The following is a 19606-nucleotide window of genomic DNA, read 5'->3' as shown; positions in this document are numbered from 1 at the left end:
GACCTGTCGAGGCGGACACAGGCGGAACAGAAAAGCTACACTTCTTCCGCGACCACCATATAGTTCACGTCCATATCGGATGACAGCGTCCAGCGGTCACCGAGCGGATTGTAGACCACGCCTGATTGTTCTGTGATTTCCAGCTTGTTGCGCGAGAGATGATGCGCGAGTTCGTCCGGGGTGACGAATTTGTCCCACTGATGGGTGCCCCGCGGCAGCCAGCGCAGTACATATTCAGCGGCAACGATACCGAGCGCAAAGCTTTTCCAGTTTCGGTTCAGCGTCGAGACCACCATCAGACCACCGGGCTTCAGCATCGACGCGCAGCGATCGAGGAAAGCGCCGACGTCGACCACATGTTCGATGACTTCCATCGCCAGCACGATGTCGAAGCGCTCACGCACATCGATCTCCTCGACGGTGGTGCAGCGATAGTCGATCGACAGATGCCCTTTATCGGCATGCAGCTTGGCGGCAGCGATGTTCGTAGCGGATGGATCGATACCGATCACTTGCGCACCGAGCCGCGTGAAGGGCTCGCACAGCAAACCGGCGCCACAGCCGATATCGAGCATACGCAGTCCGCTGAGACAGTTCAGACTGCGAACGTTGCGGTCGAACTTGCGGCAGGCGGCATCGCGGATATAGGTCAGGCGCAGCGGGTTGATCTTGTGCAGCGGCGCCATCTTGCCACGCGGGTCCCACCATTCCTCCGACAGCTTCGAGAATTTCGCGACTTCGCTGGCATCGACGGAGGATGCGGAGGCGTCGGAGAAGTTTGCTTGGATGGCCATTGTGGAGCCGTTGTCCTATCGGGCGGTAATATTGCTGCGAAATGCGAGCGGCGACGCGATGGTCTCAATCGGCTGTGCATCATTGCCCATGTTCTCAATAAGTACGTCGCCGTAGTTCAGAATGCGCCCCATGATGCTCTGATTGACGCTCACGCTGGCAACCTTGTCGAGGCTGATCTCGAACGTTTCTCGCGTTATGAAACCGGTCTTGTGGACCACCCGCAGATTGGTGACATCGGTTTCCGTGGTCCAGCGCCGAAACCAGGCGATCACGAACCAGTAGAGCCCCGCCAGGGCGACGATGGCCGCGCTCGCTAGCAGGAACAAGACCAGGTTCTCATTGAGCGTGGTCCGGGTCAGAACCAGCAGGACGATGGCGGCGATCCAGGCGGCGATCGCCCGGGCATAGATCACCCAATGCAGATTGCTGGAATACAGCACCTTCTCGCCCGGCTGCAGGATATCGTCGATATAGCGCCCCATAAGCCGTCCAAAATGCCCTGTCTCGGCGCGTTCTAAGGGACCAGGAACCCGGGTTGCTTGCCCCCACCCTCGCCGCTATGTATACGCGCGTTTTCGCCCGCGTGCGTCATGCGCGGTATCTTTACCCACTGTCGTCAGGGAATGCACCACTCGTCATGGGCCGGCTCGTAATGAAATTCGGCGGTACGTCCGTCGCCAATATCGACCGCATCCGCAACGTCGCGCAGCACGTCAAACGCGAGGTCGATGCCGGTCATGAGGTCGCGGTCGTGGTGTCGGCGATGTCGGGCAAAACCAACGAACTGGTGGCCTGGTGCACCGAGGTGTCGCCGATGCATGACGCCCGGGAATACGACGCCATCGTCGCCTCCGGAGAGCTCGTGACCGCCGGCCTGCTGGCTATTGCGCTGCAGACCATCGGTATCCAGGCCCGCTCCTGGCAGGGCTGGCAGATCCCGATCAAGACGTCAGACGCCCATGCCTCGGCACGGATCGACGAGATCGACGGCGACAAGCTCATCAAGCGCTTCAAGGAGCGCAAGGAAGTAGCCGTGATCGCCGGCTTCCAGGGCATCCATGAGCCGACCGGGCGCGTGACCACTCTGGGCCGCGGCGGATCTGACACCTCGGCGGTGGCGATCGCTGCCGCGATCAAGGCCGACCGCTGTGACATCTATACCGACGTGGACGGCGTCTACACCACCGACCCGCGCGTCGTGCCTAAGGCACAGCGCATGAACAAGGTAGCGTTCGAGGAAATGCTGGAACTGGCGTCGCAAGGCGCCAAGGTGCTGCAGGTCCGCTCCGTGGAACTCGGCATGACCCACAATATGCCGATTTTCGTGCGCTCAAGTTTCGACAAACCCGAAGACATCGACCCGCACGGCACCCCGCCGGGCACGCTGATCTGCAGCGAGGAGGAAATCATGGAAAGCCACGTCGTCACCGGAATCGCCTTTTCCAAGGACGAGGCCCAGATTTCCGTCCGCCAGATCGAGGACAAGCCGGGCGTTGCTGCCTCGATCTTCGTGCCGCTGGCCGAAGCCAACATCAATGTGGACATGATCGTCCAGAACGTCTCTGAAGACGGCAAGACCACCGACCTGACCTTCACCGTGCCGGCAACCGACTATGCCCGGGCCAAGGAGACCATCACGGCGGCCAAAGCCAAGATCGGCTATGCCCGCATCGACAGCGCCACCGATGTCGCCAAGGTCTCAGTGATCGGATCGGGCATGCGCAGCCATGCCGGCGTCGCCGCGCAAGCCTTTGCCGCCCTTTCCGAGCGCCAGATCAATATCCGGGCGATCACCACCTCCGAGATCAAATTCTCGGTCCTGATCGATACGGCCTATACGGAACTGGCGGTTCGCACCCTGCACACGCTGTATGGTCTCGACAAAGCGTAGAAAATTTTTCCTGAAACATCCGTTATTTTGATGTGAACGGTGTGTTTCTTGTCTGGCAGGTGTTTTGCTTGGCAAAACTCGCCTCAATTCGCTATACGGCCTGCATGGGCAGCCGTCGCGGCTGAGGGCGCCGTTTCGGACAAATCTGATACGGTTCTGTCGCTGCGCCTCTTGTTGCGCGGCGGTGCAAATTCTATTGTTTTCTGAGGCTTAGCGTCGGCGCACGGCTTTTGTCAGGTGTCGGGCTCGTGGGGAGGGTGTCGGCACATGCGGAGCGCGTCGGGCGGCCCCCGAGTCTTGCTGAGACGGCTCCGCGAAGTGATGGCGGAGCAGGTCAGCGCTCAGGAACGCCTCGACAAGATCGTGGTGCTGATCGCTGCCAATATGGTGGCGGAAGTCTGCTCGACATACGTGCTGCGCGTCGACAATACACTCGAACTCTATGCCACCGAAGGTCTCAACCGCGACGCCGTCCACCAGACCGTGCTGAGCTCCCATGAGGGCCTGGTCGGCCTTGTCGCCTCCGAAGCCACACCGCTGAATCTCAACGACGCCCAGAGCCACCCGGCGTTTTCGTTCCGCCCGGAGACCGGCGAAGAAATCTATCACTCCTTCCTAGGCGTGCCGATCCTGCGCGCCGGCAATACGCTCGGCGTGCTGGTAGTGCAGAACCGCGCCAAACGCACGTATGTCGAGGAAGAAGTCGAGGCGCTGCAGACAACGGCGATGGTGCTCGCCGAGATGATCGCCTCCGGCGAGCTATCGGCGCTGGCCCAGCCCGGCGCCGAACCTGCTGCGCGGCATTCCCTGCACAAGACCGGCGCCATTCTCTCCGACGGCATCGCGCTCGGACATGTAGTGTTGCACGAGCCGCGCGTCGTCATCACCAATTACATCGCCGAAGACCTGCCGAAGGAAATCAAGCGGCTGGACACCGCGCTGACCAAGCTGCGCTCGGACCTCGACCGCATGCTGGAACGCGGCGACGTCGCCGACGGCGGTGAGCACCGCGATGTGCTCGAAGCCTATCGCATGTTCGCCAACGACCACGGCTGGTCGCACAAGCTGCACGAAGCCGTCGCCACCGGCCTCACCGCCGAAGCCGCCGTCGAACGTGTACAGTCGGATACCCGTGCGCGCATGCTGCGTTCCACAGATCCCTATCTGCGCGACCGGTTGCACGATCTTGAAGATCTCGGCCATCGCCTGATGCGGCAGTTGGTAGGCCAGGATCACGCGCCGTCGCGTGAACAGATGCCGGACAATGCGATCCTGATCGCACGCGCGATGGGCCCGGCTGCACTGCTGGATTACGACCGCAAGAAGCTGCGTGGCCTGGTGCTGGAGGAAGGCACGGCCAATTCGCACGTCTCCATCGTGGCCCGCGCGCTCGGAATTCCCGCCATCGGCGAAGTCGCCAACGCACCGGGCATTGCCGATCCCGGCGACGCTATCATCGTCGATGGCACGTCCGGCTCAATCTACATCCGGCCGTCGCAGGAGATCGAATCCGCCTATGCCGAACGCGTTCGCTTTCGCGCACGACGGCAGGCACAGTATTCGGCACTGCGCGACCGTCCCTGCGTCACCAAGGACGGCCAGAAGGTCGACCTCCTGATCAATGCCGGACTGATCATCGACCTGCCGCATATCGACGACACTGGCTCAGCCGGCATCGGCCTATTCCGCACCGAACTGCAATTCATGGTCGGCGAAAGCCTGCCCCGCTCCAGCGATCAGCTAGCGCTCTATCGCGCCGTGCTCGATGCCGCCGGCCCGAAACCGGTGACGTTCCGTACCCTCGATATCGGTGGCGACAAGGCGCTGCCGTACATGGAGACCATCGTCGAGGAAAACCCGGCACTCGGCTGGCGCGCGATACGTCTTGGCCTCGATCGGCCGGGCCTGCTGCGCGGCCAGATCCGCGCACTCCTGCGCGCCGGCGGCGGGCGAGCTCTACGCATCATGTTCCCGATGATTTCGGAGGTGGCCGAATTCGATCAGGCCAAGGCGATTGTTGAGCGTGAACTGACCTATCTGCGCCAGCATGGCCATGCCCTGCCGGAGCGCATCGATGTCGGCACCATGATCGAGGTACCGGCGCTGGTCTATCAACTCGACGAACTCCTGAAGAAGGTCGATTTCGTTTCGGTCGGCTCCAACGACCTGTTCCAGTTCCTGTTCGCAGTCGATCGTGGCAACGCCAAGGTATCGGAGCGCTTCGATACGTTGTCGGCACCTATCCTGCGTGTGCTGCGCGAGATTGTGCAAAAGGGCGCCATCGCTAAGCGTCATGTGTCGCTCTGCGGCGAGATGGCCTCGCAGCCGATCGGCGCGCTGGCGCTGATTGGCATGGGCTATCGCTCGCTGTCGCTGTCGGCCACCGCACACGGTCCTGTGAAGGCGATGATTCTCGATCTCGATGCCAAAAAGGCCGAGGTGTTGATGACACAACTGCTCGACGCCCCCTCGGGTAGCGTCTCAATCCGGCAGAAGCTGACCGAATTCGCCGAGGCCGAGGGGCTGTCGTTGTAGCGAGGCTCTGCCCGCGCGATGCGCCTTTCCCTCTCTGCGATCTCCGAGACGTCCTCATGTCCATGCTGCCCGAAACCAAACTTGACGTGCTCCTCGCCCATCACGCCTCGCTCGAGGCACAACTGATGGGTCAGGTCAGCGCCGAGAACTATGTGAAAATGACGCGCGAGCTGTCCGAGCTCAATCCTTTGATCGACGCGGTGAAGACCTATCGCGGTGCGCTTGCAGAGATCAAAGATATCGATGCGATGATCGCCGATACGGGCACGGACGCCGAGATGCGCGAGATGGCACAGGCCGAGCGCCCCGCGCTGGAAGAACGCATCGAGGCGCTGGCGCAGGAAATCCGCGTGGCGCTATTGCCAAAGGATGCAATGGACGAGCGCAACGTGGTGCTGGAAATCCGTGCCGGCACCGGCGGCGACGAAGCCTCACTGTTCGCCGGTGATCTGTACCGGATGTATGAGCGCTTCGCGGCGCTGGCCGGCTGGAAGGTCGAGGTGATTTCGGCCTCCGAAGGCACCATGGGCGGCTACAAGGAGATCATCGCGGAGGTAAAGGGCCGTGGAGCCTTCGCCAAACTGAAATTCGAGTCCGGCGTGCATCGCGTACAGCGCGTGCCGGATACGGAGACTCAGGGTCGCATTCATACGTCGGCGGCAACAGTCGCTGTGATGCCCGAAGTCGAAGAAGTGGATATCGACATCAAGCAGGACGACCTGCGCATCGACACTATGCGCGCCCAGGGCGCGGGCGGTCAGCACGTCAACAAGACCGAATCGGCGATCCGCATCACGCATATCCCGACCGGCATCGTGGTGATGATGCAGGACAGCCGCTCGCAGCATAAGAACCGTGCCTCGGCGATGAACATCCTGCGCTCGCGCATCTACGATGCCGAACAACAGCGCCTCGACGCCGCGCGCTCGGCGGAGCGCAAGGAAAAGGTTGGCTCGGGCGACCGCTCCGAGCGCATCCGTACCTACAATTTCCCGCAGGGCCGCGTCACCGATCATCGCATCAACCTCACGCTCTACAAACTGTCGCAGGTGATTGCCGGCGAAGCACTAGGCGAACTGGTCGATGCGCTGACGACTGAGCATCAAGCCGCACAGCTCGCAGCTCAGGGCGACGCGGCGTGACCGCCGGCGACAGGTTCGCCGGACAGAGCATCGAGACTGCACGACGTATATTGACCAATCTGCTCGGCACCCAGCGCATCGATTCCGCTGAACTCGACGCGCGCTTGCTGACTGGCGCCGTGCTCGGACTCGATCTAACCGGGTTGATCTCGGCTGCGAAGCGCATCCTGACGTCCAACGAAGCGGCCCAACTTGCGCGCTTCGCCCAGCGCCGCATCGATGGCGAACCCGTTGCCCGCATCCTCGGCGCGAAGGAATTCTGGGGTCTACCGCTCCAGCTATCGGCGGACACGCTGGTGCCCCGGCCAGATACCGAAACCATCGTCGAAGCGACGCTCGAATTGCTCGATACGAATGGACGTCGCGACCGTCCGCTGATTATCGCCGATCTCGGCACCGGCTCAGGCGCGATCCTGCTGGCCCTGTTATCCGAACTCCCCAACGCCACAGGCATTGCGACTGATATTAATCTCGACGCCCTGCGAACGGCTCGCTCCAACGCTGCTCAACTCGGCTTGATCGAGCGCGCCCATTTCATTGTCTGCGATTATGCCTCGGCCCTCACCGGCGACTTCGACCTGATCGTCTCCAATCCGCCCTATATTCCCTCGGCGGATATCGCCGGCCTCGACATCGAAGTGCGCAAACACGACCCGCTCCGTGCCCTGGATGGCGGGAAGGATGGATTGGATGCCTATCGGGTGATTGCTCCGGAAGCCGCCCGGTTGCTGGTGCCCGGCGGCCTCCTGGTGGTAGAGGTCGGGCACGACCAAAGCGACGATGTCACCCGTCTGGTGGCGATCTCGGGATTAGCCCTGCCCGCCCCCCCAAAAGCCGATCTGGAGGGCATCCGGAGGGCAGTATCGGGTCAAAAAAAGCCCTGATAAAGCCTTCTTAGGACAGAAAAAACCACTTGGAATATCCCCGGGGAGCGACTACCTTCCTGTCACAACATCGGTTCAGGGTTGGCTCGCCCCGTAGTTTTACGGCTGGAGGCCAGAATTCTCGATAAGAGAGCCCGTCCGGGTGAAAGGTTCCAACAGGCAGGTCTGGTTAAGCGCGAGGGCTGAGAAAGCTGCGCTGCTTGCGACCGCAAAGCGAACGAAAGCCTGATATTGCGCTTTAATCTTCACGCACAGAAAACGTCACGCGATGAAGCTTGGCCTTGTTTCGGCAGGTGAGTGATTTGGTCCGACTGGCATGGTCAGCGGGCGGTTGGGGAACGCCTCTTTGTTGAGCGCGAATGACGGCAAGATCGATGCAGCAAAGGCCTGCACGACGATTGGGACGCTTGACGCGTCCGAATCCCGCAATGTGCTGCGGCAATCATCTCTTTGAAACATAGCTCTGTGACACTCTGGATCGATAACTGAAGGCGACACATGCGAAACGGTCAGAACAACAACAAGCGGATGCGGAACAACAACAACAACAACCGCAACAACAATAATAATAACAATAATCGGCGCGGCCAGAACCCGATGACCCGGGTCTTCGAATCGAATGGCCCCGATATCAAAATCCGCGGTACTGCCTCCCACGTCGCAGAGAAATACGTCCAGCTCGCCCGTGATGCGCGCAGCTCCGGTGATCCCGTTGCTGCCGAGAACTACTATCAGCACGCTGAGCACTATTTCCGCCTGATCGCCGCGGCGCAGGAGCAGTTCCGGCAGAATCAGCCGCAACCACGCACCGAGAACGAGATGCCGCCTGAGGACAACGATGACGAGAGCGAGAGCTACTCGAACTTCGGCGCCGAGCCCGGTTTCGTGCCGGTACAACAGCAGCCTTTTGCGCAACGCGAGCAGCCTCCGCAGCGTGAGGGTGGTCAGCCCTATCAGCAGCGTGGCGAACAACCCTATCAGCCCCGCGAGAATAATCATCGCGAACACCGCCAGCAAAATCAGCCGCAGGCCCAACCGCAGTATCAGCCGCAACCGCAGCCGATGATGCCGGTCGGCGATGTCGATCGTCTGCCGTCTTTCATCACGGGTGGTGCGCAGCCTCAGCCGGGTGCTGTTCCAGGAGGCTTCGAACAGAATGGTGGCGGAGAGCGCTTCCCGCCGCGTCGCCGCCGCCGTCCGCACGGTCCTCGCCCCGACGTTGCCACAGCTGGCGCGCCGGCAGAGGCACCAAGCGACGACTTCAATCCGGGCAATTCATAAGCCCAATCGCTCTCCGGCGAGAGCGCACATCACTAGCCATAGATTGGCCGCGGCTCAAAAAGCCGCGGCCAATTCTTTTGCGCCTGGCAGATTACTGTTGCTGTCCATCCGCGCGTTGGTGACCGCGAGCAGCTTGGCCACGGTATTGTGGCGAATCGCCACCGGATTGCGCTCATAGCCGCCGCGCTGGAAGAAGTTCGCGGTCGGCACCTGTTCGCGCATCGCCAGCGGCATGGTCACCATGTCGAAGCCGTTGCCATCGCCAGTGAGATTCATCATCTCGAGCTCGGCTGCACTGAGCGGGCGATCGAAGCCGCGGGCACGCGCAAAATTCACCGAGGTCAGCAGTTTGTGGACCTGCAATTGCGGGCCGATATCCATATCCAACACCAGCGCATGCATGGCCCAGCCCTGCGGCGTCGTGCCGAGCTTCTCAAGCGCGCTCCAGTTCTGCGGGACAGTGCGCACAGTCGCCTGCATGCGCTTGAAGACCGCAATCTTGTGATCCATCGCCTTGCGCTGTGTGCCTGAGAGCGTCGACGCCTTGTCCGTCAGCACCTTCAGAATCTGCGGCCCCTGTTCGGCAACGAGTGTTGTCGTATTGGCTGTGAGCAGCTGATTGTAACCGACCGCGGTGGAGATCGCGCGCGATCCCGGACGCGACGAGCTCAAGCCCGACTGCATGTCGTGACCGCCATTGCCACCGGTCTCGAACGAATAGACGCGCACCGCAATATCGCGTGTCAGCCCGGCCTGCAGCGCGGCGCGGGCATAAGCACGCTTGAATTCCATTTCACTGGCAGGACGCTGCGGCACGAACTCGAATTGCTCCCTCGCCGCCGCAAGAAAATCCGCCACCACCGGAAGATCCTTGCGCACGCGCGGACCGGTATCCTCGGGCTCCGGATTCACCGGGCGCTTCGGTCCGTCATAGAGCGGCGCCTGTTCCAGAACATAATCGTTGAGCTTGATCTGCTGACGCTCGCGGCGCTTGGCATTGCGGATCTTTCGCTTTTCGGAGATCGCATCCCAATAGGCACTGGCCTCCTGATCGAAGGCTGCACGCGCTTCCTGATATTCCGCAAGCTTGCGGCGGTATTCCGCGACGGCTTGCGGCGAGGCACCCTGCGCCATCGCATTGGCAACGCCCGCGGGCAACTTGGTCGAATCAAACGCATATGCCGGTGATGCTGCCAGCAGCAGAACGACCGGAGCCATGACGGCCAATGAGCGAGTTGAATGAGACATGAGACCTGTTGAGATAACTGCAGGCCCAAGCCTGCATCAATACAAATGACAGAGATCGAACGCCGCCCCGCGCCTACCCCCGTGTGAGCCACTGGTGTTCCCGTCCGAACGACGTTGGAGCAGTTTGGTGAAGAATGTCTTTCCACTGTTGATCGCAACCGTGACCGCAGCGGCGGCTTCCGCCACTGATCTGCGCGTCAACCGTTTGGAATGACTCACTCTTCCTTGGCGCCGCTGGTCTTGACGATCCGGGACCATTTGGTCTCGTCCTGATCGATGAAGACCGCATAGTCTTCCGGCGTTCCGGGCGTCGGCTCGGTGCCATCCTGCTGCAGGCGTTTCCTGACCTCGTCGGAGGCTAACGCCGCCCGCAATTCCCTGTTGAGCCTGTCGATGATCGACCGCGGCGTCCCGGCTGGCGCAATCAGGCCGTAATACAGCGATGCATCGAAACCCTGTAGTCCGGATTCGGCAATGGTCGGCACATCCGGAAGCAAGCTCGTGCGCGTAAGGCTGGTCACCGCCAGCCCGCGCAATTGTCGGCCCGCGATATTGGCATGAGTCGCTGGGATCGGCGCGAAAGCCATCGGGATATGCCCGCCGATCAAATCGACTAACGCCGGCCCGGTTCCCTTGTAAGGCACATGCACCAAGGTGATACCCGCGGCATGACCGAAATACTCGCCAGTGATATGGCTGGCAGTGCCGGCCCCAGCCGAGCCAAAATTGAGTTTGCCGGGGTTCGCCTTCGCATAGGCAATCAGTTCGGCGACCGTCTTTGCCGGGAATGACGGGTGCACCACCAGAGAATTCGGCGAGTTGCCGATCATGCCGATCGGCGCGAAATCCTTGCGCGGATCGTAGCCGGCCTTGGTGTAGAGCGTGGGTCCGATCGCCAGCGTCCCGGTATAACCGAGGCCGATAGTATAACCGTCCGGCGCGCTCTTGGCGACGGCGCGCGTCCCTACAGTGCCGCCGGCGCCTGCCCTATTATCAACGATGATTTTCTCGCCAAGCGTTTCACTCATCTTATCGGCGATGACGCGCCCAACAATCGACGTGCTGCCACCGGGCGCGAAAGGGATGATCAATGTAAGGGGCCGTTCCGGATAGTTCTGGGCCCGTACAAGGTCCGTTGAGCCGTGCCACGCACATGCCGCCATGGCGGCGCACAGCCATCTTTTCCATGTCACCATGGCGAACATCCTCCCGGAACGCATTCTTGTGGCCGGCATCGTTGCCGAAACGACGCCCATTCGCAACAGGCACGCTACTTCCAGGCGAAGACCGGCTGTTCCAGTTCGGCCACGCGGGTGGTTCGGCCTGCAAGCAATTCGCTGAACTGATAGATCAGCGCTGCTGTCGGCGCATGGATCCTGTGCCCGAAATGGCTGTAGCGGATCACGCGGCGGTCGCTCTCGGGAATAGCGACAAAATCGAATGCCTGCGGCCGCGAGATCTCCGACAGCGCGATGCGATGAACCGATGCGACCTCGTCGGGGTTGGGAGCCAGTTGCGTGCTATCTTGCGCCCACATCACAACCGGCGTGATCAGATAGCCGGAGCGGGTGGGATAGTCATCAAGGATACCGATGACATCGTCCCGTGTGAGCTGCAGGCCGAGTTCCTCATGCAACTCACGGAGTGCAGCCTCCGGCGGCGTCTCGCCAGGATCACAGCGGCCGCCAGGAGGCGCCCATTGGTTGCTGTGCGCACGAAGGTTGGATGCCCGCAATGTCAGCAGCAGTGAGGTCTCTCCAGCGTTTTCCGCTTCGGCCATCACGAGGCCCACCGCCGCCCGTTTCAGCCCGGACGCTTGCGGACCCTCATCGACCCGCGTGAATGCGGCGACGCGTGTTTCGATCATGTTTCGGGTAGCGGCATTAAACGGCAGCATCATCCGCGATTGATAACATAATCACGGATGATGCGACAAAGCGTTACGAATACAGCACTCTAGGCCAGTTCGGATGCCGCGCGCTGCATGTTGTCCGACATATCTGATGTCACAGTGCTCTGTTCTTCAACGGCCGCCGCCGTCGAGGTCACGAACTCATTGACATGTTCGATGGCCTGCTTGATCGAGACCAGCGCTCCAACCACGTCACCGGAGATGCCGTTCAGGGCCTCGATTTCGCTGCTGATCTTGTCGGTCGCCTGCTTGGCCTGGTTGGCCAAATTCTTGACCTCCGCCGCTACCACCGCAAAGCCTCGCCCCGCCTCACCAGCGCGAGCCGATTCGATCGTCGCATTGAGCGCGAGCAGATTGATCTGGCCGGTAATGTCGCCGATGAGCCCAACGATGCCTCCCATGGCATGAGCAGCCGAGGTGAGCCGCTGCGCCTGGATGTCTGCCGTCTCTACCTGTTGCACCGCGGACTCTGCCGTCTGCCGCGACTTCACCATCGTCTCGGAGATTTCGCGGATCGATGCATTCATCTCTTCGCTGCCGGCTGCAACCGACTCGATCAAGGAACGAGCGCGCTCGGCTTTCAGGCGAGCCATAGCCTGCGCGGTGATATCGACAGCGTATTTGACCACTTTGAACGGCTTGCCGTTGAGATCGAAAATCGGATTGTAGGATGCCTGGATCCAGATCTCCCGCCCCCCTTTCCCGATGCGCTTGTATTCCGCCGCCTGATAGGTCCCGCGATTGAGGCTCGCCCAGAATTCTACATAGGCTGCGCCAGATCGCTCCATCGGATCGACGAACATGCTGTGATGTCGGTCGCGGATCTCGTCGATCGTGTAACCAACCGCATCAAGAAAATTCTGGTTTGCCGTCAGAATGGTGCCATCCATGCGAAACTCGATGACCGCCTGCGACTTGCGAATAGCCGCCATCTGCCCGTTGCTATCAGCGGCTAGCAGCTTTTGTTGGGTCACGTCGGTCGCGAATTTCACAACCTTGAACGGCTTGCCTATATCATTGAGAATCGGATTATAGGTTGCGAGAATCCAGATTTCCCGGCCACCTTTACCGATGCGCTTGTATTCAGCCGCCTGATACTCACCCCGACCGAGCCGCGCCCAGAAATCCCGGTAGGCTGCGCCATCGCGTTCACCGGCTTCCACGAACATGCTATGATGCCGCCCCTGTATTTCGGACAGTGTGTAACCAACCGTGTTCAGGAAATTCTCGTTGGCGACGATGATAGAGCCATCAAGATTGAATTCGATGACTGCCTGTGCGCGACCGATCGCGGCCACTTTTCCAGAGATTTCGAGGTTCTCGAGTTTCTGCGCCGTGATATCCGTAGCGAATTTGATGACTTTGACCGGCTTTCCGCTCTTGTCCATGACCGGATTATAGGAAGCTTCGATCCAGATCTCCCTCCCCCCCTTGGCAATCCTCTTGAACTGCCCTGCCTGAAATTCGCCCCTGTTAAGGTTACCCCAGAACTCCCGATAAGAGGCATGCTCGCGTACGGCAGGCTCGACAAACATGCTGTGGTGCTTGCCCTTGATTTCGTCGAGCGTATAGCCGAGCGCTTTGAGAAAATTTTCATTTGCCTTAATGATCGTACCATCGAGATTAAACTCGATGACGGCCTGGGAGCGACTGATGGCGGTCGCTTGCGCCAACGCATTCTGCAAATCCGTCTTGCTCTGTCGATTAAACATCTGTCGCTCCGTGGCCAAAACGGCCGTTGTTTAAAAATAGTCGGCGATACGACATTGCGCGGCACTGCGCGTCGTTTCCTCAAATAAAATAGGCGGGAAGGTTCGAGCAGCTGACCTAATCGGCCAACTGCTGATTTTGTGATCCCACACGTCCCCAATAGGCTGCGACCTTTTCGGCCAGTTGGTTGTGGTTGTCATGCAGCCTGGTATTGCTGCTCGCAGCCGGCTGATCGGCGGTACCGGCCGTCAAGCTGCGTGCAGCGATCTGCTGGAAATATTCGAGTACAGCGATACGCAGGTTGGACGACAAGTTGGGTGTTTCGCGCTTGCGCTCGATCTTCTCGATATAGTGCTCGATGGTGGTATTCTCCATGCGAACGATCGCCTGCAGGCTGGCCCAGAAGCTATCTTCCAGGCTGACGCTAGTGCGCTTCTTCGAGACGACAACCGAGCGCTTGCGGTTAACGTTGGGGCGATTCATTGCGGCTTCGTATCCCATTTTATCAGTCCTCTTCTGTTAAAGGTGACGTTGAAGTTCACTCGCTACTAACTCAGTTCACCAACACTGCCCCGTCACAGCGAATGCCGGATACCCACACATCGGCCTGTCCGATTCCGACGCCGAGACTTGCCAGCGTTGCCGCCAGCAGTTGATCGATAGAGCTGGTTGCGCCGCTGATGATGCTAGTGACGAGTCCCCCAAGGCCTGGGATCGCCAAACCCAACCCAAGAACACTGATGTTGAGGTCGCCAAGCAGACTGCCCGTCAGGGACGACGTAAAGTTTGTCGTGTTCACGGTCTTCTTCGTCTGCGAGGTGATATCCGAATAGCTGAAGTCGACACTGACCGGTGTGGTGTTGCCCATGCCCGCATGAGCCTTTGCCGTTACAATTGGAATGCCCAGGAGGTTCACAAGTGGTGCCGGCCCTGGATTTGGCTTGGTCGTAACATTGTTGAGATCGGCTACAGTGACGTTACCTATCCATGCATCGACAATGCCTGGCGTGACGCCAAGTGTGACGCTCGATGTGTTGACGTTGGGATAGCCGCAACTGACCTTGTTCAACGTCGCTGTGCCCGACGCGACCTCCACATAGACCGGCAGATTGACCAATGACGCCGAGCCACTTCCGAGCAACTGGATGGATAGCAGCACTCGTGTCTGGGCTGTATGGACACTGATGCCCTGCGTACCCACGGCAATCCAGCCGGATCCCTGCGGCCGGGCGCCAATGGTCGCCGTCAATGCCGCACTGGCAATGCCTGGCAGGCCCAAACTGACGGATGCGGCGATCTGGTTGGTGCCGTTGGCGATTCCAGCTGTCGCCTGCAGCAGGTCGTAGAGCGAGACGTTCACACCGTTTTTGGGCTTTACACCCACGATCAGGTTCGCGTAGGGGCCCGCATCGATCAGCGTGCCAGGCGCTATCTTGGTCGTCATGGATGCCGAAGCCTGCGATATCGTCGAGAGTGCGGTGGTCGCCGTCCCGCTGCCATTGGCAGCCTGCTGCGCACTCAACGCCGCGGACAGAATGTCTCCGATCTTGATGTTCGATTTCAGCAGCGTGTCATAGGTAACGCCGGTTAGACCGACGCGCGTCGCGAGCGCCGAGAGGAAGGTGAAGGCATCGATGCGCGCGCCAAGAAGCGCATTGTAGTCCATGACCGAGAGCGACAGGGTGGTACCCAGCATCGATCCAAGAACGCTGTTCAACAAGCCGCCATTTAGCGACGCTAGCCGCGAACCGATCGAGAACGACGCGATCGCGGTTGTAGTTGCGGTCGCCGTCGTCTTGATGGTGAAGTTATTGCTGCCGGTAAAGAAATGGCTGAAGTAAAGCGGTGTCGCCGTCTGAAGACTGACCCGTGCCGCATTGGCCGTTCCAGTCGCTGGTGTAACAAAGCGGCTTTGCGCAGCGATGGCCGAATTAGCTGTGTAAGTTCCGAGTTCAACACCGACCAGGGCACTGGCCGGATAGTTATTGCTGGTCACCGCCGCCTGCGCGGCGTTCGTCGCATTGCTCAGGTTGCTCGCGGCGACGATCGCGGCGAGATCCGCAGCGGCCTGCGTCTTGCGTCGATCGGCAGCAATGGTCCCGATATCGACCCCCAGTGCAGCACAACAAATGGCCAGGATCATGCCGCCTGCAGACATGATGGCAATATTTCCACGCTGGTCGGCGCGAAACCTCTTGAGAAGCGTGCGCATCCGTTCCATCGCTCAAAACCCTCCGTAGGGAATGGCGGCAGATCGCGTGACTTGCGATGGAGGCATCGGCACGAAAGGAAGCGAATAAATGAACATGGTCGACGCGTCGTAGTTGACCGTGACCACGAAGACGTTTGCATTCGATGACGACGTTGCTGCATTGACGCTCAGCTTCGACGCATTGATCAGCGGATAAGTCGCGGCATTCGACGTGACATAGGTCGATGCGATCGTACCGCGCTCTGTCTCGGTCAGGCCTGCGATAGAGGAGCGTGCTGCCTCGGCAGCAAGCTGTTGAACACCATGAACGACCGCAAAGTATGACCCGAAGACGACGATGCCGAAAACGATCGATAGAAAGACGGGAAGCAGCATCGCGAACTCGACTGCGGAAACACCGCGTCGACACGACAGAAGTTTTCTCATGCTGGCATCGAATCTCAACATGTGCTGAGCTTCGCAAGGCCGCGTGAAAACTACCTATACAACTTCTGCTACCACCTGGTGGGATTGATCACCTCCAATGCCCGCATAGTGTTGGATGATGGCATTGGATTTGATGAGGACATCACGTTTTCTGATGCGTGCGCCAATGGGAGCTATATACCGAAGAATTTAACGTGCAGTTCCTCTATTAGAATACTGTGTTTCTTGCGAATATCCTCGCGCGCGCATAGCACGAGTTTGGGTATCGCCAGCTTCGGAAGATAATACTCATTGGCAGCCAGGAGCGTCGCAGGGATCAGAGCCGTTGGCAGCAAGGTTAAACCGATGCCTGCCCTCGCAGCTTCGATCCGTGCATGATGGTCTGGGCTGGAGAATGCGATACGATAGATCATGCCTTTGCGCTCAAGCGCCTGGATCATGACATTATGCACGATGTGCCCCGGCCAGGTCAGCAACGGAATGGGCGCGCCAGGACTTAACGTAAAATCCCTGGAGCGGACCCAACTCAGCTCGTCGTCGCGTTGCGCGACGACATCGGTGGTCGCATCCACCGGCACCTCGGAAATGCTGAGAAACACGCCGATATCGACGTAGCCGTCGAGCATGCTTTTTGCGATCTCGGACGAATTATCTGAATAGATGCAGACATTGCTCATCGCCGCCTTGCTCATCCCTTCCATTGCGCGTTGCGCATAGAAGTTGGCCAGACCAAGCCGAATAGTCTGATCTTCGGGCGAAGCCCCACGCAGCAAGAGCAACTGGTCGTTCGCCTCCAGAATCTTCTTGGCCTGGATCAGAACGAGCTTTCCGAGCTCTGTCGTCGATGAGCCGTTGGCAGACTTCTGGAAGATACTGCCGCCGACCGCGTGCTCAATCCGCTTGATCTGCGAGCTGATGGCAGGTTGGCTCAGACCGAGCAGCTTTGCGGCCTTGGTGATGCTGCCGGCTTCGGAGATACCGACAACCGACCGCATGATTTCGGTTGGGATACTGGAATGCTGGTATCGCCGATGCATAATACGTTGTCCTTTGAGATCGACATCTTCTCCACGCAACAGAATTGTCCGCTTCGAGACATCACACCAAAGTCATCGGCCAACTACACCAACCTGACCGAACCGTTTCTTGGCATCGTTGAAATTGTGAACACTGCGACACACACCCTCCTTCAAGTTGTATCGGTGTCTTTTTACACATGCCAAGCATTTTCGCGTGGAGGCGTGTGTGATTTCTGCCATTCGCGGTCTCAATGAGGGTTCGCGGGTAGAGAGCTACCGTGATTATACGGATTCTTGTAAGGCCACGAGATGCAGAACATTCAAGACGGCGCTTCTCAAGTTTGAGCAGACGTGATTCGCAGAGAGAGCTGATGCACCCTCAATGCGATAGTTCAGACCACCATCAACTTAAGGTGATAAATCGCTTTAAGGTCTGATGAAGCGCGAGCGATATCCCGATACCCGTGACGCCGCCTGCAAGTTTGACCAGCGCATCCCGCACCTCGCCGTGCCGGTCCGGCGTCAAATGTTGCAGCACCTCGAGTCCGACTGCCGCTCCCCCAACGAGCGTCAGAACAAGCCAGAGATGACGCGGATAAGCGAGGCCGAACAAAAGGCCCACGAGTGCAAATGCACCGAAACGCTCCAGGCTGACGCCGGCAAAATGCGGCCGCAGCCCGATCGGTGACAGAGTCGCAAAAGCAATCAATGCAAGTGTAGTCCACGCAATAACAATGATGGTTTTCCGATACATCCAGCAGTCATATCCCATGCAACCGCAGGAGCGGCGATTTCTCACCTGTGACGGTTAATCGAACGCGCAGAGAACTACCACCGGCATTCCAACGCACTCCCGGACAAAACCTCCCTCAACGGGGGCTACGGAGTTGCCAAGTCTCAAAACTGTCGGGCTTGATTTCGAAACGATCCTGCATCCGCGCATACATGGTTCCCGCGACGCGCCCGACCGGAAGATAATGATCATAATCCGTACGCAAGGTGACGGGGTCGACAACACCATCGCGAACCTGAATGCCCAAGACCTCTCCGACCAGTAAGTCGCGTTCTGCGCCAAAGTTCATCATTGTCACTTTCCGGCATTCCAGTGCCGCAGGTGCCTTCGCCAAATGCGGCACCGGCACATTAATGCCAGCCGTCATTGGAAGCTGCAGGGCGTCCAGTTCGCCGATGTCGGATGGAAAGCTGATCGAACAATCGACCATATCGTTGGCGAGGGCCTCATCCACCATGTTGATGACAAACAACCCATTGGCGCGAACATTGCGGGTCGTGTCCTTGACCGACAGGTCGGGCCTGGCCTGTAGGCCAACTACCACCAGCGGCGGCTTCTCCGAGAACACATTGAAGAACGAAAACGGCGCGGCATTGACCACACCAGCCTCGGAAATGGTTGTAATCAACGCAATCGGTCGCGGGACAACGAGACCACAAAGCAGCTTGTAGCGCTCCGGCGCGCTAAGCTTGGCGAAATCAAAGTGGATCGTCATCGCGGGTCTTGCCTCTTGTGCCGCACCTTGCCACAACGAGGCAGGAGCTTATCCGATCTTGAACAGCCGGCTCGCATTGCCGAACAGGACTTTCTGACGGTCAGTTTCCGATAGCTTAGCCTTGTTGACCAGCCCCACCGGATCGGGGTCCCCCATGTCGAACGGATAGTCAGAGCCCATCATGACGCGGTCAACGCCCACGGTTTTGACGAGGCTGTCGATCAGATCGGACGAGAACACGCAGGTATCGAACCACAGCCGTTTCAGATAGGTCGATGGCGCATCCGCCGTCAGCCGCCGCACTTCCGGGCGCACCTTCCAGGCGTGATCCAGACGGGCCGCGTAAAACGGATAGAAGCCGCCGCCATGGGCAATCACCACATCGAGATCGGGATGCCGGTCGAGAATTCCCCCCATGATAAAGTGGGAGATCGCAATGGTTTCTTCGATGGGCTGGCCGACGCTGTTGACCATGAAGAAATCGCCGAGTCGCTGGCCATGGGAGAAGCCGAGCGGATGCACGAACAGCGGCACCCGCAATCTGGCGAGCCGGGCGTAGAGCGAATCGAAAGACGCATGGGACAATTCAAGATTCTCAATGCGGGTGTCGATCTGGAAGCCGCGGAGACCAAGCTGCTCAACCGCGTATGCCGCTTCTTCCGCCGCGCGCGCCGGAAACCGCATCGGCAGTGTGCCCATGCCGGCGAAATGCGCCGGGTCCTGCGCCACGAGTGCGGCGATATCCTCGTTCTGCACGCGCGATAATGCACATTGCAGATCTTCATCGGCCCAATAGTTCTGCTGTGCAGGCGCTGGTGCGATGACCTGGAAGTCGACGCCCATCTTCGCCATCATCTCGCGGCGCTTGGCGAGAACGAGCATCAGGCCCGGCAGCAGTTTGCCTTGCTCCGCATCGGTCTCACGGCTCGCAGGCGACATGTCACGCCGATAGGGGTTATCCATTGGATCGTAATGCCCGGCCACCAGCGGCTCGACGCGCTTGCTGAGGGCATGGGTATGCATATCGATGATGGGCATGGAGA

18 protein-coding genes are annotated in these 19606 nt (G+C 59.5%); 5 read left to right on the top strand and 13 right to left on the bottom strand.

Annotation, left to right across the window (positions count from 1 at the left end; translation table 11 throughout):
* Positions 1-35: 35 nt before the first annotated feature.
* Entirely contained in the window at positions 36-794 is a 759-nt protein-coding gene (gene ubiG, locus CIW50_RS04635) for a bifunctional 2-polyprenyl-6-hydroxyphenol methylase/3-demethylubiquinol 3-O-methyltransferase UbiG (protein WP_149530042.1), read from the bottom strand.
* Positions 795-809: 15 nt separating this feature from the next.
* Positions 810-1277, bottom strand: coding sequence for a PH domain-containing protein (locus tag CIW50_RS04630; RefSeq protein ID WP_149530041.1), 468 nt, complete (start codon positions 1275-1277; stop codon positions 810-812).
* Between the two features lie 155 nt (positions 1278-1432).
* Between CIW50_RS04630 and CIW50_RS04625 the strand changes: the two genes are divergently transcribed.
* From CIW50_RS04625 to CIW50_RS04605, 5 genes are all read left to right on the top strand, one after another.
* The gene (locus tag CIW50_RS04625; RefSeq protein WP_149530040.1) at positions 1433-2686 is read left to right on the top strand and encodes an aspartate kinase; all 1254 of its coding nucleotides are present in this window, start codon (positions 1433-1435) and stop codon (positions 2684-2686) included.
* Positions 2687-2953: 267 nt separating this feature from the next.
* The gene (gene ptsP / locus CIW50_RS04620) at positions 2954-5221 is read left to right on the top strand and encodes a phosphoenolpyruvate--protein phosphotransferase (RefSeq protein WP_149530039.1); all 2268 of its coding nucleotides are present in this window, start codon (positions 2954-2956) and stop codon (positions 5219-5221) included.
* 56 nt (positions 5222-5277) lie between these two features.
* Positions 5278-6363 carry a peptide chain release factor 1 gene (prfA, locus tag CIW50_RS04615; RefSeq protein WP_149530038.1) on the top strand — a complete coding sequence of 362 codons (1086 nt, stop codon included), beginning with the start codon at positions 5278-5280 and terminating at the stop codon, positions 6361-6363.
* The gene (prmC, locus tag CIW50_RS04610; RefSeq protein WP_149530037.1) at positions 6360-7247 is read left to right on the top strand and encodes a peptide chain release factor N(5)-glutamine methyltransferase; all 888 of its coding nucleotides are present in this window, start codon (positions 6360-6362) and stop codon (positions 7245-7247) included. The genes prfA and prmC overlap by 4 nt, the downstream gene beginning before the upstream one ends.
* A gap of 498 nt (positions 7248-7745) precedes the next feature.
* Positions 7746-8528, top strand: a complete 783-nt coding sequence (locus CIW50_RS04605; protein WP_149530036.1) for a DUF4167 domain-containing protein — start codon at positions 7746-7748, stop codon at positions 8526-8528.
* A 54-nt stretch (positions 8529-8582) separates the two neighbouring features.
* On the opposite strand, the gene CIW50_RS04600 is transcribed toward CIW50_RS04605, so the two are convergent.
* The 11 genes from CIW50_RS04600 to CIW50_RS04550 all read right to left on the bottom strand — a co-directional run bounded on the left by CIW50_RS04600 (position 8583) and on the right by CIW50_RS04550 (position 19601).
* Positions 8583-9776: a hypothetical protein gene (locus CIW50_RS04600; protein ID WP_149530035.1), complete on the bottom strand. Its 1194-nt coding sequence runs from the start codon at positions 9774-9776 to the stop codon at positions 8583-8585.
* A gap of 215 nt (positions 9777-9991) precedes the next feature.
* The gene (locus CIW50_RS04595) at positions 9992-10939 is read right to left on the bottom strand and encodes a Bug family tripartite tricarboxylate transporter substrate binding protein (RefSeq protein WP_283808825.1); all 948 of its coding nucleotides are present in this window, start codon (positions 10937-10939) and stop codon (positions 9992-9994) included.
* 107 nt (positions 10940-11046) lie between these two features.
* Positions 11047-11676: an NUDIX hydrolase gene (locus tag CIW50_RS04590; RefSeq protein ID WP_149530033.1), complete on the bottom strand. Its 630-nt coding sequence runs from the start codon at positions 11674-11676 to the stop codon at positions 11047-11049.
* Positions 11677-11732: 56 nt separating this feature from the next.
* On the bottom strand, positions 11733-13400 hold the full coding sequence (locus tag CIW50_RS04585; protein ID WP_149530423.1) for a methyl-accepting chemotaxis protein: 1668 nt from the start codon (positions 13398-13400) through the stop codon (positions 11733-11735).
* 115 nt (positions 13401-13515) lie between these two features.
* On the bottom strand, positions 13516-13899 hold the full coding sequence (locus CIW50_RS04580; RefSeq protein WP_149530032.1) for a ribbon-helix-helix domain-containing protein: 384 nt from the start codon (positions 13897-13899) through the stop codon (positions 13516-13518).
* 52 nt (positions 13900-13951) lie between these two features.
* Positions 13952-15610 (bottom strand): pilus assembly protein TadG-related protein, encoded by a 1659-nt coding sequence (locus CIW50_RS04575; protein WP_349636735.1) that lies wholly within the window; start codon positions 15608-15610, stop codon positions 13952-13954.
* A 12-nt stretch (positions 15611-15622) separates the two neighbouring features.
* Positions 15623-16036: a TadE/TadG family type IV pilus assembly protein gene (locus CIW50_RS04570; protein ID WP_149530030.1), complete on the bottom strand. Its 414-nt coding sequence runs from the start codon at positions 16034-16036 to the stop codon at positions 15623-15625.
* A gap of 173 nt (positions 16037-16209) precedes the next feature.
* On the bottom strand, positions 16210-17112 hold the full coding sequence (locus tag CIW50_RS04565) for a LysR family transcriptional regulator (protein ID WP_149530029.1): 903 nt from the start codon (positions 17110-17112) through the stop codon (positions 16210-16212).
* Positions 17113-17458: 346 nt separating this feature from the next.
* Positions 17459-17809 carry a VanZ family protein gene (locus CIW50_RS04560; RefSeq protein WP_149530028.1) on the bottom strand — a complete coding sequence of 117 codons (351 nt, stop codon included), beginning with the start codon at positions 17807-17809 and terminating at the stop codon, positions 17459-17461.
* 115 nt (positions 17810-17924) lie between these two features.
* Positions 17925-18563: a flavin reductase family protein gene (locus CIW50_RS04555; protein WP_149530027.1), complete on the bottom strand. Its 639-nt coding sequence runs from the start codon at positions 18561-18563 to the stop codon at positions 17925-17927.
* A gap of 48 nt (positions 18564-18611) precedes the next feature.
* The gene (locus CIW50_RS04550) at positions 18612-19601 is read right to left on the bottom strand and encodes an amidohydrolase family protein (RefSeq protein ID WP_149530026.1); all 990 of its coding nucleotides are present in this window, start codon (positions 19599-19601) and stop codon (positions 18612-18614) included.
* Positions 19602-19606 lie beyond the last annotated feature (5 nt).

Origin of the sequence: Tardiphaga sp. P9-11 (assembly GCF_008329525.1) — a bacterium.
Lineage (GTDB): Bacteria > Pseudomonadota > Alphaproteobacteria > Rhizobiales > Xanthobacteraceae > Tardiphaga.
Note: the sequence above shows the minus strand (reverse complement) of the source record. Positions and strands in the feature narration are given on the sequence as shown.

Excerpts from the sequence above, each read along its gene's own strand:
- CIW50_RS04575 (WP_349636735.1), bottom strand. The coding sequence starts at position 15,610 with ATGCGCACGCTTCTCAAGAGGTTTCGCGCCGACCAGCGTGGAAATATT.
- CIW50_RS04585 (WP_149530423.1), bottom strand. The coding sequence starts at position 13,400 with ATGTTTAATCGACAGAGCAAGACGGATTTGCAGAATGCGTTGGCGCAA.
- ubiG (WP_149530042.1), bottom strand. The coding sequence starts at position 794 with ATGGCCATCCAAGCAAACTTCTCCGACGCCTCCGCATCCTCCGTCGAT.
- CIW50_RS04590 (WP_149530033.1), bottom strand. The coding sequence starts at position 11,676 with ATGATGCTGCCGTTTAATGCCGCTACCCGAAACATGATCGAAACACGC.
- CIW50_RS04600 (WP_149530035.1), bottom strand. The coding sequence starts at position 9,776 with ATGTCTCATTCAACTCGCTCATTGGCCGTCATGGCTCCGGTCGTTCTG.
- CIW50_RS04630 (WP_149530041.1), bottom strand. The coding sequence starts at position 1,277 with ATGGGGCGCTATATCGACGATATCCTGCAGCCGGGCGAGAAGGTGCTG.
- CIW50_RS04595 (WP_283808825.1), bottom strand. The coding sequence starts at position 10,939 with ATGGCGGCATGTGCGTGGCACGGCTCAACGGACCTTGTACGGGCCCAG.
- CIW50_RS04580 (WP_149530032.1), bottom strand. The coding sequence starts at position 13,899 with ATGGGATACGAAGCCGCAATGAATCGCCCCAACGTTAACCGCAAGCGC.
- CIW50_RS04605 (WP_149530036.1), top strand. The coding sequence starts at position 7,746 with ATGCGAAACGGTCAGAACAACAACAAGCGGATGCGGAACAACAACAAC.
- CIW50_RS04550 (WP_149530026.1), bottom strand. The coding sequence starts at position 19,601 with ATGCCCATCATCGATATGCATACCCATGCCCTCAGCAAGCGCGTCGAG.
- CIW50_RS04560 (WP_149530028.1), bottom strand. The coding sequence starts at position 17,809 with ATGTATCGGAAAACCATCATTGTTATTGCGTGGACTACACTTGCATTG.
- CIW50_RS04555 (WP_149530027.1), bottom strand. The coding sequence starts at position 18,563 with ATGACGATCCACTTTGATTTCGCCAAGCTTAGCGCGCCGGAGCGCTAC.
- prfA (WP_149530038.1), top strand. The coding sequence starts at position 5,278 with ATGTCCATGCTGCCCGAAACCAAACTTGACGTGCTCCTCGCCCATCAC.
- CIW50_RS04570 (WP_149530030.1), bottom strand. The coding sequence starts at position 16,036 with ATGAGAAAACTTCTGTCGTGTCGACGCGGTGTTTCCGCAGTCGAGTTC.
- CIW50_RS04625 (WP_149530040.1), top strand. The coding sequence starts at position 1,433 with ATGGGCCGGCTCGTAATGAAATTCGGCGGTACGTCCGTCGCCAATATC.
- ptsP (WP_149530039.1), top strand. The coding sequence starts at position 2,954 with ATGCGGAGCGCGTCGGGCGGCCCCCGAGTCTTGCTGAGACGGCTCCGC.